13 protein-coding genes are annotated in these 11,475 nt (G+C 70.6%); all 13 read right to left on the bottom strand.

Features of this window, described 5'->3' with window-relative positions; genetic code table 11:
• Window positions 1-9 precede the first annotated feature (9 nt).
• Genes OHA25_RS34745 through OHA25_RS34685 form a run of 13 tightly spaced genes read right to left on the bottom strand, consistent with a single transcriptional unit; the run spans window position 10 to window position 11,405 of the window.
• A complete protein-coding gene (locus tag OHA25_RS34745) occupies window positions 10-1,233 on the bottom strand; it encodes a ketosynthase chain-length factor (protein ID WP_327581132.1) in 1,224 nt (407 codons plus the stop codon).
• Window positions 1,230-2,501: a beta-ketoacyl-[acyl-carrier-protein] synthase family protein gene (locus OHA25_RS34740; protein ID WP_442941931.1), complete on the bottom strand. Its 1,272-nt coding sequence runs from the start codon at window positions 2,499-2,501 to the stop codon at window positions 1,230-1,232. Before OHA25_RS34740 ends, OHA25_RS34745 begins: the two co-directional genes overlap by 4 nt.
• A complete protein-coding gene (locus OHA25_RS34735) occupies window positions 2,498-2,908 on the bottom strand; it encodes a cupin domain-containing protein (protein ID WP_327581131.1) in 411 nt (136 codons plus the stop codon). Before OHA25_RS34735 ends, OHA25_RS34740 begins: the two co-directional genes overlap by 4 nt.
• Window positions 2,908-3,921, bottom strand: a complete 1,014-nt coding sequence (locus tag OHA25_RS34730) for a methyltransferase (protein WP_327581130.1) — start codon at window positions 3,919-3,921, stop codon at window positions 2,908-2,910. The genes OHA25_RS34735 and OHA25_RS34730 overlap by 1 nt, the downstream gene beginning before the upstream one ends.
• 2 nt (window positions 3,922-3,923) lie before the next feature.
• A complete protein-coding gene (locus tag OHA25_RS34725; protein ID WP_327581129.1) occupies window positions 3,924-4,229 on the bottom strand; it encodes a TcmI family type II polyketide cyclase in 306 nt (101 codons plus the stop codon).
• Complete coding sequence (locus tag OHA25_RS34720; RefSeq protein WP_327581128.1) at window positions 4,186-5,727, bottom strand: AMP-binding protein; 1,542 nt, start codon at window positions 5,725-5,727, stop codon at window positions 4,186-4,188. Before OHA25_RS34720 ends, OHA25_RS34725 begins: the two co-directional genes overlap by 44 nt.
• A gap of 55 nt (window positions 5,728-5,782) precedes the next feature.
• A complete protein-coding gene (locus OHA25_RS34715) occupies window positions 5,783-6,235 on the bottom strand; it encodes an SRPBCC family protein (protein WP_327581127.1) in 453 nt (150 codons plus the stop codon).
• A gap of 2 nt (window positions 6,236-6,237) precedes the next feature.
• A complete protein-coding gene (locus tag OHA25_RS34710; protein ID WP_327581126.1) occupies window positions 6,238-6,477 on the bottom strand; it encodes an acyl carrier protein in 240 nt (79 codons plus the stop codon).
• A 5-nt stretch (window positions 6,478-6,482) separates the two neighbouring features.
• Complete coding sequence (locus tag OHA25_RS34705) at window positions 6,483-7,535, bottom strand: methyltransferase (RefSeq protein WP_327581125.1); 1,053 nt, start codon at window positions 7,533-7,535, stop codon at window positions 6,483-6,485.
• A gap of 11 nt (window positions 7,536-7,546) precedes the next feature.
• Window positions 7,547-7,798, bottom strand: a complete 252-nt coding sequence (locus tag OHA25_RS34700) for an acyl carrier protein (RefSeq protein ID WP_327581124.1) — start codon at window positions 7,796-7,798, stop codon at window positions 7,547-7,549.
• A gap of 45 nt (window positions 7,799-7,843) precedes the next feature.
• Window positions 7,844-9,214, bottom strand: coding sequence for an acetyl-CoA carboxylase biotin carboxylase subunit (gene accC, locus OHA25_RS34695; protein WP_305917183.1), 1,371 nt, complete (start codon window positions 9,212-9,214; stop codon window positions 7,844-7,846).
• An 11-nt stretch (window positions 9,215-9,225) separates the two neighbouring features.
• The gene (locus OHA25_RS34690; protein ID WP_305917184.1) at window positions 9,226-9,720 is read right to left on the bottom strand and encodes an acetyl-CoA carboxylase biotin carboxyl carrier protein; all 495 of its coding nucleotides are present in this window, start codon (window positions 9,718-9,720) and stop codon (window positions 9,226-9,228) included.
• Window positions 9,717-11,405: an acetyl-CoA carboxylase carboxyltransferase subunit alpha gene (locus OHA25_RS34685; RefSeq protein WP_327581123.1), complete on the bottom strand. Its 1,689-nt coding sequence runs from the start codon at window positions 11,403-11,405 to the stop codon at window positions 9,717-9,719. Before OHA25_RS34685 ends, OHA25_RS34690 begins: the two co-directional genes overlap by 4 nt.
• Window positions 11,406-11,475: the final 70 nt, after the last annotated feature.

Here is an 11,475-nt window from a genome sequence, read left to right as displayed (position 1 = left end):
ACTCCTTAGTTAGGCGGCCCGGACCACGAGGGCGGAATTGAAGCCCCCGTTCCCGCGGGCGATGACGAGGGTGTTGCGCACCGGGTGCCGCCGAGGCTCCCCGGCGACCAGATCGATCTCGTACTCGTCGGGAATGTCGCTCTCGTAGGGCACCGCGGGGATCACGCCGTCCCGGATCATCAGCAGGGCGGTGGTCACGTCCAGCGGCCCGCCCCCCGAGTAGAGGCGGCCGGTGAGGCTCTTGGGCGCGGCCACGGGCACGCCACGCGGGCCGAAGACCTCGCTGATCGCCCGGGCCTCCGTCGTGTCGAGCTCGGGAAGCCCGCCCGCGTCGGCCAGGACCACGTCGACGTCGGCCGGCTCCAGCCGGGCGTCGTCGAGCGCCCCGCGGATGGCCCGCGGCAGCGCCGACGGGCGCCCCGTGCCCGGCGCGGGGTCGAAGGTGGCGGCGTATCCGGCCAGTTCGCCGTACACGTGGGCGCCGCGGCTCCGCGCGCCCTCCGCGTCCTCGATCGTGAGCATGGCCCCGCCCTCGCCCGGCAGGTAGCCGGACGCGGCGCGGTGGAAGGGGAGGTAGGCGCCCGCACGGCTGAGCCGGCCGGTCGGGATCTGCCCGGTCAGCCCCCACGGGCAGAGGGGCGCCTCCATGCCCCCCGCGATCGCCACCTTGAGTGTGCCGTTGCGCAGCAGGCGGCGCGCGTGGTTGAGCGCGTCGAGGCCGCCCGCCTGCTCGGTGACGACCACGGAGCTGTGTCCGCGGACGTTGTGCCGGATCGAGAGCTGGCCGGTGTTCACCGCGTAGAACCAGGCGAACGACTGGTACGCGCTGACCCGGTGCGGGCCGTCGCTCCACAGCTTCTGCAGCTCCCGATGGCCGAACTCGTAGCCGCCGCAGGCGTTGGAGGTGACGATGCCCACGTCGTACAGGCCCAGCGCGGCGAGGTCGAGGGCGGCGTCGTCCAGTGCCCATCCGGTCGCGGCCAGCGAGAACTGGGTGACCCGGTCGGTCTGCGGCATCAGCCGCCCGGGCACGGCCGGCTTGGGCGTGAAGTCCAGCACCTCGCCGCCGTGCTGCACGGGATACTGCGACGGGTCGAATCGGGTGAGGCGGCGCAGCCCACTGCGCCCGGTGAGCGTCGCGTCCCAGTACGCGTCCAGGCCCACGCCGTTGGGGGCCACCACGCCCAGGCCGGTGACGACGGTCCTGGTGGCCGTCTGGGTGGTGCCGCTCATGCCGACCAGCTCCTCGGGCCGCGCAGCACCGCCGCGCTCTGGAAGCCGCCGAAGCCGCTGGCCACGCTGAGCGCGACGTCGACGCGCGCCTCCCTGGCCGTCCGGGGGATGTAGTCCAGGTCGCACTCCGGGTCGGGGTCGTGCAGGGTGGCCGTGGGCGGCACCACGCCGTGCTCGATGGCCAGCGCGCAGGTGGCCAGCTCGATGGAGCCGACCGAGCCGAGCGCATGGCCGATCGCCGCCTTGATCGAGCTGATCGGCACGCCGTAGGCGGCGGCGCCGAGCGACGTCTTGAACGCCGCGGTCTCGTGCAGGTCGTTCTGCTTGGTGCCGGAGCCGTGGGCGCTGATGTAGCCGAAGTCCTCCGGGTTGACCCGGGCCTGGCCCATGGACACGGTGATCGCCTCGGCCATCTCCGCGCCGTCGGGCCGCAGGCCGGTCATGTGGTAGGCGTTGCACCGGGTGGCGAAGCCGGCGACCTCGGCGTAGATGTGCGCGCCTCGCCGTACGGCGTGCTCGTACTCCTCCAGCACCACGATGGCCGCGCCCTCACCCAGCACGAAGCCGTTGCGGGTGATGTCGAACGGGCGGCAGGCCCGCTCCGGGTCGTCGTTGCGCGGCGTGGTGGCCTTGATGGCGTCGAAGCAGGCCGAGGTGATCGGGGAGATCGGGGCGTCGGACGCGCCGGTGATCACGACGTCGGACGTGCCCTCCCTGATCAGCTCCAGGGCGTATCCGATCGAGTCCATGCCCGACGTGCAGCCGGTCGAGACCACGGTGGCCGGCCCCTCAGCGCCCGCCCGCCAGGCGATCTCCCTGGCCATGGAGCTGGGCACGAAGTAGTCGAAGATCCACGGGTCGGCGCGGGTGTGGTCCACCAGCCAGCGCTCGCCGGTGTGGCTGGTGGCCGCGTACTGCCGGTCCAGGCTCATGGTGGCGCCGATCGCGGTGCCGACGGCCACGCCGATCCGCTCGGGGGCGACGGGCTGCACGCTCAGGCCACTGTCCTCCAGCGCCTCCCGCAGGGAGTAGAGCGCGAACTGCAGCACCCGGTCGAACTTGGCCACCTCGTGCTCGGTGAAGCCTTCGGCGATCGGGTCCCAGTCGACCTCTGCCGCGATGCGCGAGCGGAACCGGCTGGCGTCGAACAGCGAGATCGGCCGGGTGGCGGTCCGGCCCGAGGTGATGAACTCCCAGAACTCCTTGCGACCGACCCCACCGGGAACGCACATGCCGATCCCGGTGATGACTGCTCTTTTCACGATCATCCTCCCACTGATGGCGGGGGCGCGGCCGGGAAGGGCATCGGCTCGACGTCCACGTGCCCCAGCTCCGGGCTGGGGGCGAGCGGCGCGATGTGGAAGACCACCAGCGCCGGCTCGTCGCCGGTGTTCTCGATCCGGTGTTCCTTGCCGCGCGGCACGAACAACGCATCGCCCTGCGCGGCGCGGAGTTCCTCGCCGTCGATGCGGACCGACAGCCGGCCCTCGGCGACGAACCAGTACTCGTCGGAGTAAGGGTGGTAGTGCGCGGCCACGATCTCCCCTGGCGCCAGGTTCATCGTGCCGAGGAAGCCCGAGGTGGAGCCGACAGAGTTGGGCGTCAGCAGGGCCCGGATGTCGCAGCCGAAGCGCCTGGTCGGCGTGACGTCCGTCAACGAGATCTTGTTGGCCATCACGCCGCCCGCTTGGCCAGCAGCACGTGGAAGTCGATGCCCGGCTTGGCCACGGGCTCGTTGGAGGTGATCTCCAGTCCCGCCTTGGCCAGCAACTGCTCGTACGTCTCCGCCGAGTGAACCTCGCCCTGGGTGGTCCAGGCGAGCATCAGCAGGTCGAACAGGTAGGGCGCGGGGTCTTCCGCGGGCGTCTTGCCCGAGGTGGTGAAGCCCACGATGCCCAGCCTGCCGTCCGGCTTGAGCGCGGACGCGGTCCGCGCCAGCAGGTCGGCGGCGCGCTCGGCGGAGAAGTGGTGCAGCACGTTCGTGACCAGCACCAGGTCGTACGGCCCGCCGAGCGGGGTCTCGAACATGTCGCCGGGGATGCGCTCGACCCGGTCGGCCACGCCCAGCCTGACCGCGTGCTTGTGCGCCTCGTCCAGCACGTTCGGCCAGTCCAGGGACCACACGCGTGCCTGCTCGTAGCGCCTGGCCACGGTGTAGCCGTAGATGCCGTGGCCGCAGGCCACGTCGAGCACCTTCAGTTCGTCCCGGCCGGCCGCCCACGGCTGGAGCGCGTCGGCGAGCAGGTCGGCCGTCGGCTCCGCGACCACGTTGGCGTAGCGGGCGAAGTCCTCCCAGAACTCGTACTCGGCGGTCTCCGCGTTCTCGGCGAGCACCGTGCCGCCGTGCCGTACGGCGTCGGCGATGCGCTTGTGCGCGTCCCACTCCCAGTCGCTGGCGAAGACGTTCACCATGCCGCCCGCGTAGTCGGGGCGGCCGGGGACCAGCAGGTCGGCGTGCTCGTCGGAGAGCCAGAAGCGGGTGCCGTCGGACTCGACGAGGCGCACGGCGGCCAGCGCGCTCAGCAGGATCCGGGCGCCTCGCGCGTCGGCGCCGACGCCGCGGCCCACCTCCTCGGGGGTGACGGGACCGCCCGCCAGGTGCTCGAAGACGTTCAGCTTGACGGCGGCGCGCAGCAGGCTCGTCTGCTGGTACGCCTTCATCATGCCGAAGAGCTGCTTACGATCCATGATCACTCCGCTTCCCAGCAGTAGAACTCGGTGGCCCGGGAGTCCCTGGGCCCCTGCCACGTCGGCAGGTAAGGCGTCAGGTAGGGCTTGACACGCTCGGCGGTCTCGGCGAAGACCGGGTGCCCGCGCCAGGCGTAGATCCGGTCCATGAGGTCGCCGTCGAGCTCGTCGGGGGCCTCGACCAGGTGGAAGTACAGACCGTGGTAGCTGAACAGCGTGCGGCGCACGGCCCCGATATCGGTGGGCAGCGACGAGCGGTCGTGATCAGCGAATGCCTGCGCTACGTGCGGCGCGTCGCTCGGGCTCATTTTCATGACGAGGAGTGCCCGCTGCATTTCCGTCCTCCAGGAGCTTGATGATGACAGAGCGGTCGATCTTGCCGTTGGTGTTGAGCGGCATCCGGTCCAGCCGGCTGATGGAGCGCGGCACCATGTGGTTCGGCAGGCGGGAGCGCAAGGCCGCCAGGAGCCCGGCCTCGCCGTCCGCGTCCGCGCCGGTGTGCACGGCCGCCAGCCAGGTACGCCCGTCGCCGCCCGACATGGGCACCACCACGGCCTCCACGACGCCCGGCTGGGCGCGCAGAATCGTCTCGATCTCGCCGAGCTCGACGCGGTATCCCTGAATCTTCACCTGGTGGTCCAGGCGGCCCAGGTGGAGCAGCCCGCCGTCCTGTCTGCGCACCAGGTCGCCGGTGCGGTACCAGAGGTCGGGACCGGCGGCCGGCAGGTCGCCGCAGACGATCGCCCGTGTGCCGTCGAAGCGGACGAACCTGCCCTTGTTGCTGGCCGGGTCCAGATATCCGGCGAAGCGCTGCGGACCGCGTACGCAGAGCTCGCCCAGGTCGGAGGGCAGGCCGTCGTCATCGACGATCAGTTCCTCGTGCCCCGGGTAGAGGGTGCCGATCGGGACCGTGCCGTTGGCCGGCCTGGGCCAGAGCTCCACCTTGCCGGGGAGCCGGAACTGGGTGCAGCTCAGCGTCAGCTCGGTCGGGCCGTACAGGTTCTCGATGACGGAGTTCGGCGCGGCCGCCCCCCAGGCGCGGGCCTGGTCAAGGGTGAGCCTCTCGCCGCAGAACAGGCTCCAGCGCAGCGCCGGCATGGCGCCTTCCGGCAGGCGTCCGAGCTGGATGGCCACCGACACCAGGGAGGGCACGGAGAACCAGTGGGTGATGTCCTCACGGGCGGCGAACCGGGCGGGCGCCAGCAGGTCGCCGCGGGTGGGCACGACCAGCGTGGCGCCCGAGCCCCAGGTGGCGAACAGGTCGAAGACGGACAGGTCGAAGGTCAGGTCGAACGTCTGCGTGACCCGGCAGCCCGGTCCCAGCTCGTAGCGCGGGATCACGTAGGACAGGTAGGCGGACACGTTGGCGTGGCTGATGGGGACCCCCTTCGGGGTGCCCGTCGAACCGGAGGTGAACAGGATGTAGGCGACGCCGTCGCGGAGCTCGGCCGTGCCCGGCCGTCGCAGGACGTCGGATCCGTCTGTGAGGACGATGTCCGCGCCCGCCGCGGTGACGATCTCTTCGTTGCGCGCCGCCGGCCAGGCCGGGTTGAGCGGCACCACCACGGCGCCGAGGCGCTGGGCGGCGAGGTAACCGGCGTAGGTGCCGGCCGCGCGGGTGGCGTGCAGGGCGACGGTGGCCGGAGCCCCGCCGTTGACCTCGACGATCCGCTCGGCCAGCCCGGCCGCGCGCGCCTCCAGCTCGGCGTAGGTGAGCGTGTCGCCGCCCGTCTGGAGGGCGATCTCCTGGGGGTGCGCGGCCGCAGCCGCGGCGAACCAGTCGTACAGGGTGCGATCAAGTGTCATGGGAGTCTCCTGCCGGGGCCTCCGGCGGGCAGCCGCCGAAGGCCCGCGCTCGGCGTCAGGCGGCGGCCGCCTGCTCGACCTTCTCCTTGATGACCGCCATCTGGATCTTGGTGTTCTTGTTGATGCGGTCGGTGATGGAAGCCAGGTCGAAGGGGGCCTCTGGCTTGACGGCGAACTCCTGCTGCCAGCGCATCCGGGTGCCGCCGTTCTCCTCGGCGTAGTCCCAGTAGATCTTCATGTACTCGAAGGGACCCGTCTCCACGCGGTGGGCCGCGGCGCGCTTGTTGGCCTTGTCCCAGGTGCGCTTGCTGACCCAGCTCCAGATCGAGCCGTCGGGGTCGGGCACCATGGTCAGCCGGAACGTCGCCGTGTTGCCCTCCTCCTCGAGCACGTCGATGGAGGCGTATTCGGTGAACAGGCTGGGCCAGTTGCGCAGGTCGTTGGTGATCTTCCACACCACGTCGAACGGCGCGTCGATCCAGACGGAGTTGTCGGTGCTGCCGGCCATGGTCATCCTCCATTCGCCACAAGGTCGTAGATCTCGGCCGGGCTCAGTTCCCCGGCCGTCTCCGGGAGCGCCACCCGGTACTTCTGCTCGATCACCGTCTGGAGCTCCAGCACCCCGATGGAGTCCACGCCCAGCTCGGCGAGCGAGGTGTCCCAGGAGTCATCCAGCACGTCCTCGTCGAGGCCGAGGTTGGCCGTGAGGATCTGCCGCAGGGCGTGCGTATCGATGGTCGCGGTCGTCATGGCGGTCACACGGCCTCGCACTCGAGGAGCGTCCAGTGGTAAACGGACGGCTCCTGGACCAGCTTGAAGCCCGAGCGCTCGAACAGGGTCCGCCAGTCGTCCAGGCTGCGCTCGCGCCCGCCGAACAGCACCAGCATGTCCACGTCGAGGAACTTGCCGTGGTCCCACTTGTTGTCCGGCGCGAGCACCGAGTCGAACACCAGCAGCCGCGCGCCGGTGTCGCCGATCTGCGCCCGGATCCTGCGCAGCAGGTTCTCGGCCTTCTCGTCCGACATCCAGTGCAGGACGGCCTTGAGCAGGTACGCGTCGTGGCCGGCCGGGATCTCGGCCTGGTTGAGGTCGCCGCCCTCGACGGTGACCCGGGCGGAGACGCCGTGGTCGGCGAGCACCTGCCCGGCCTTGCGCACCACGTCCGGGTAGTCGAACAGGTAGGCCGTCATCTGCGGGTTGCGGCGCAGCACCTGCGCGAGGAAGAAGCCGTCGCCGCCGCCGAGGTCGGCCAGGCTGGCGAAGCGCTCGAAGTGGTACTGCTCCAGCTCCTCCTCGATGAACTGACGGCTCCAGAAGGACATGAACTCGTCGAAGAAGAGCCCCACCTCGGGGTTCTTCTCGAGGTACACGTTGAACGGCATGCCCAGCGCCCGCTCCACGGCCGGCTCGCCGGTGCGGACGCTGTGCATGATCTCGTCGAACGGCCGCGCCGTCAGGTCGAGGTTGTTGTACTTGACGAGCGGCAGCACACCGTCGCCATTGTCCGAGCGCAGGCCGTCGGCCAGCGGCGTGAGCTGGAAGACCTTGGCCGGGCCCTCCTCGAAGATGCCCACGGACGCGGCGTTGCGCAGGATCCGGTACAGCGCGTCGGTGTGCGCGCCCGCCTTCTTGGCGATGACGTCGACCGGCAGAGGGCCGTCGGCGAGGATGTCCGCCACCCCGAGCTCGGCGAGGACGTGGACCACGCGCGAGAGCCGGCCGCCGCAGGCCAACAGCAGCAGCTGCTGGGCGTGGAGTCTGGTGGGGTCGTTGTGGACGAGGTCCTTGTCGTTGGTGAGCGTGGCCACCGGGTGCCTCCCTAGGCGTTGATGAGCTCGTTGATTTTGTCCAGGGCCTGCCTGGGCGTTTTCACGTCGCCCAGGATTTCTTCGGCGAGGTCGATGCCGTATTGATGCTTGATTTGGCTGAGAACCTCGAGCAGGGCCACGGAGTCGTAGCCGAGCTGTTCGAAGAGAACGTCGATGACGGTGTCGTCCAGTTGGCCTTCATCCGGCTCACCCGCGTGGGTCTCCATGAGCTCGATGAATTCGGCTAACGTGAATTCCCTCATGGCGTAGACGTTATGAGCGGCCGGCGAAGGCTCGATCCAGAGTCGTTATAGGCCATCGAATTCGCCGTTCTCGGCGTTGAATTGCTCCAGGAATTTCAGGTCGTGCGTGCCGGCGCGGAACATCGGGTGGCCGATGACCGCGCGGTGGAAGCCGAGGGTCGTGCTGACCCCGCGGCCCTCGATGCGGAACTCACCGAGCGCCCGGTCCATGCGGTCGAGCGCCTCGTCCCTGGTGGGGGCCCACACGACGAGCTTGGCGAGCATCGAGTCGTAGTACGGGCTGACCTGCATGCCGGCGGTGTAGCCCGAGTCCACCCTGGTCCATGGGCCCGCCGGCGGCTCGAAGACCTCCAGAAGGCCGGGCGCGGGCGCGAAGCCGCGCCGCGGGTCCTCGGCGTTGACCCGGCACTCGATGGCCGCGCCGTGGAGGACGACGTCCTCCTGTTTGACCGACAGCGGCAGCCCGGCGGCCACCCTGATCTGCTCCTTGATCAGGTCCACGCCGGTGACCATCTCGGTGACCGGGTGCTCGACCTGGATCCGGGTGTTCATTTCCATGAAGTAGAAGCGCCCCTGGTCGTCCAGGAGGAACTCCATGGTGCCCGCGCCGCTGTATCCGACCGACAGCGCGCCCCGCAGGGCCAGCTCTCCGATCTCCGCGCGCCCCCGCGCGTCCAGCCGGGTGCAGGGCGCCTCCTCGATCAGCTTCTGATGCCTGCGCTGGATCGAGCAGTCGCGCTCGCCCAGGTGCACGCCCTCGCCGTCGAGGTCGCACATGATCTGCACCTCGACGTGCCGCGCTCCGGTGAGGTAGCGCTCCACGTAGACGGTGGGGTCGCGGAACACCGCGTGGGCGGTCGCCTGCGTCGTGGTGAACGCCTCGGCGAACTCCCGGGGATCGTGGACCACCGTCATCCCGCGCCCGCCGCCGCCCGCCGCGGCCTTGATGATGACCGGGTAGCCGATCTCGGCGGCGATCGCCTCGCCCTCCTTGACGGATCTGACGGGCTCGATCGTGCCGGGCAGCATGGGCAGGCCCGCCTCGGCCATCAGCGCCCGCGCCGTGGCCTTGTTCCCGAGCTGCTGCATCACCTCCGGGCGGGGACCGACGAAGACCAGATCCTCCTGTGCGCAGATCTCGGCGAAGTCGGGATCCTCGGACAGGAAGCCGTACCCGGGGTGGATGGCGTCGGCACCGGTGGTGCGGGCGGCCTCGATGATGTTGGCGATGTTGAGGTAGCTCGCGCTGGGCTGCGGCGGGCCGATGTGCACGGCCTGGTCCGCCATGCGCACCACGGGCGAGTCCCGGTCCGCGGTGGAGTGCACGGCGACGACGGCGATGCCCAGCTCGCGGCAGGCGCGGGCGACGCGGAGGGCGATCTCGCCCCGGTTGGCGATGAGGAGTTTGCTGAACACACCGGCCCCCGTCAGTCCGCGTCGCCGTCGGGCACGATGCGCACGAGCGGCTGGTCGTACTGGACCGGCTCGCCGTCGGCCGGGTAGATCTCGGCGATCCGGCCCGCCACGTCGGCGTCGATCTTGTTCATCAGCTTCATGGCCTCGACGATCGCGAGTGTCTCGCCGACGCCTACGACGTCCCCGACGGAGACGAACGGGGCGGCGCCCGGCTGGGGAGCCCGGTAGAAGGTCCCCACCAGCGGCGCGGTCACCACGTGCCCCGTGGGAGCGCTGTCCGCGGCCTCCTCCTGCCCCACCGGCTCCGCGGTCGCGGCGACGACGGGCTTGGGCGGGCGCGGCCCGGCGTCGGCCTGCTCGCCGTCCTGCGGCCACTCGATCTCGACGACCTGGTCGACAACCCTGATCGCGATCCGGCGCACCTTGCCCGGCTGGCTGCGGACCAGCTCGGCGGCGTCGGCCCAGAGCGCCCGCAGGTCCTCGACACCGGTGACTTCCTCGTTCATGCGCTCCAGGCCTCCTCAGGCAGGTGTTCGGTGCTGCCGACCCGCCGGATCCGCTGGTATCGGGTGGCGATCAGGGTCGCCTCGTCGAGCTCGGCGAGCTCTTCCAGCTGCTCCAGTACGGCCCGGCGCAGGTTGGCCGCCGCCGCGGCCGGGTCGGTGTGCGCCCCGCCGGGTGGCTCGGGCACCACGCCGTCGGCGATGCCGAGCTCCAGCAGGTCGGTGGCGGTGATCTTCAGCGCTGTCGCGGCCGCGATGGCGGAGTCAGCGGTGCGCCACAGGATGGCCGCGCAGCCCTCGGGGCTGATGACCGAGTAGAAGCTGTTCTCCAGCATCAGCAGCCGGTCGCAGGTGGCCAGCGCCAGCGCGCCGCCGCTGCCGCCCTCGCCGGTCACCACCGCGACGATGGGGACGTCGAGCAGGCTGGCCCGCATGATCATCTGCGCGATCGCGGTGGACTGGCCCCGCTCCTCGGCCTCCACTCCCGGGTACGCGCCGGGCGTGTCGACCAGCGTGACCACGGGCAGCCCGAAGCGCTCGGCGTGGTCGAACAGCCGCAGCGCCTTGCGGTAGCCCTCCGGGTGCGGCATGCCGAAGTTGCGGTGCACCAGCTCCTTGGTGTCGTGGCCCTTCTGGTGCCCGATGACCACGACCGAGCGTCCGCCGATCCTGGCGATCCCGCCGACGATCGCCGGGTCGTCCGCGAACCAGCGGTCCCCGTGCAGCTCGACGAACTCGTCGAACGCGTCCTCCAGGTAGTCCAGCATGGTCGGGCGCCCGGCGTTTCTGGCGAGCTGCACCACCGTCCACGGATCGACGTCCGGGGCCGGCAGCCGGCGCACGATAGGAGGCCCGGCGAGCTTGTCCGCGCTGCCCGCCGGCGCGTGCAGCGACAGCAGCCTGATCAGCAGCGGGCGCAGGTCGGCCCGCGGCACGACGCGGTCGACGAGCCCGTGCTCGAGCAGGAAGTCGCTGCTCTGGAACCCGGGGGGCAGCTCCTGACGGATGGTCTGCTGGATCACCCGGGGCCCGGCGAACCCGACCAGCGCCCCCGACTCGGCCACCACGACGCTGCCCAGCATGGCGAACGATGCCGACACACCGCCGAAGGTGGGATCGGTGAGCACGCAGACCGAGAACACCCCGGCCTCCGCCAGGCGGGCGAAGGCCTGGCTGGTCTTGGCCATCTGCAGCAGCGACACCGCGCCCTCCTGCATGCGCGCCCCGCCAGAGGCGCACACCACGATCAGCGGGTGCCGGGTCCGCTCGGCGTGCTCGGCCGCCCTGGTGACCAGCTCGCCGACCGCGCCGCCCATGCTGCCGCCCATGAAGGAGAACTCCATGACGGCCAGAACCACGGGGTGACCGCCGATCTGCGCGGTGCCGCTGACCAGCGCCTCGTGTTCGCCGGTCGCTCTCCTCGCCTCTTCCAGCCGTTGGGCGTACGGCCGGCGGTCGGCGAAGCCGAGCGGGTCGTCCCGTGTGGCGATCTCGTTGTCGAACTCGATGAAGCTGCCCTCGTCGGCCAGCATCCCGATGCGTTGCCTGGCGGTGAGCCGCCAGTGGTGCGAGCATTCCTGGCAGACATGGAGATTGCGGGCCAGCCGCTTGAGGTACAGCAGGCGGCCGCATCCTGGGCACTTACCCCACCGGATCTCGTGACTGTCTCTGATCGGTGTGACGGACATATGTGACCTCTGCTTCGTGAGACCGTTGCCGACATTGAAGAAGCCGGGCTTCCAGGACCGATCCAGATCG

Source organism: Nonomuraea sp. NBC_00507 (genome assembly GCF_036013525.1).
In the GTDB taxonomy this organism is placed as follows: domain Bacteria; phylum Actinomycetota; class Actinomycetes; order Streptosporangiales; family Streptosporangiaceae; genus Nonomuraea.
The sequence above is the reverse complement of the archived record's forward strand: the minus strand, read 5'-3'. Positions and strand labels throughout refer to the sequence as shown.

Excerpts from the sequence above, each read along its gene's own strand:
- OHA25_RS34685 (WP_327581123.1), bottom strand. The coding sequence starts at position 11,405 with ATGTCCGTCACACCGATCAGAGACAGTCACGAGATCCGGTGGGGTAAG.
- OHA25_RS34730 (WP_327581130.1), bottom strand. The coding sequence starts at position 3,921 with ATGGATCGTAAGCAGCTCTTCGGCATGATGAAGGCGTACCAGCAGACG.
- OHA25_RS34715 (WP_327581127.1), bottom strand. The coding sequence starts at position 6,235 with ATGGCCGGCAGCACCGACAACTCCGTCTGGATCGACGCGCCGTTCGAC.
- OHA25_RS34725 (WP_327581129.1), bottom strand. The coding sequence starts at position 4,229 with ATGAGCCCGAGCGACGCGCCGCACGTAGCGCAGGCATTCGCTGATCAC.
- OHA25_RS34745 (WP_327581132.1), bottom strand. The coding sequence starts at position 1,233 with ATGAGCGGCACCACCCAGACGGCCACCAGGACCGTCGTCACCGGCCTG.
- OHA25_RS34740 (WP_442941931.1), bottom strand. The coding sequence starts at position 2,501 with ATGATCGTGAAAAGAGCAGTCATCACCGGGATCGGCATGTGCGTTCCC.
- OHA25_RS34720 (WP_327581128.1), bottom strand. The coding sequence starts at position 5,727 with ATGACACTTGATCGCACCCTGTACGACTGGTTCGCCGCGGCTGCGGCC.
- OHA25_RS34735 (WP_327581131.1), bottom strand. The coding sequence starts at position 2,908 with ATGGCCAACAAGATCTCGTTGACGGACGTCACGCCGACCAGGCGCTTC.
- OHA25_RS34710 (WP_327581126.1), bottom strand. The coding sequence starts at position 6,477 with ATGACGACCGCGACCATCGATACGCACGCCCTGCGGCAGATCCTCACG.
- OHA25_RS34690 (WP_305917184.1), bottom strand. The coding sequence starts at position 9,720 with ATGAACGAGGAAGTCACCGGTGTCGAGGACCTGCGGGCGCTCTGGGCC.
- OHA25_RS34700 (WP_327581124.1), bottom strand. The coding sequence starts at position 7,798 with ATGAGGGAATTCACGTTAGCCGAATTCATCGAGCTCATGGAGACCCAC.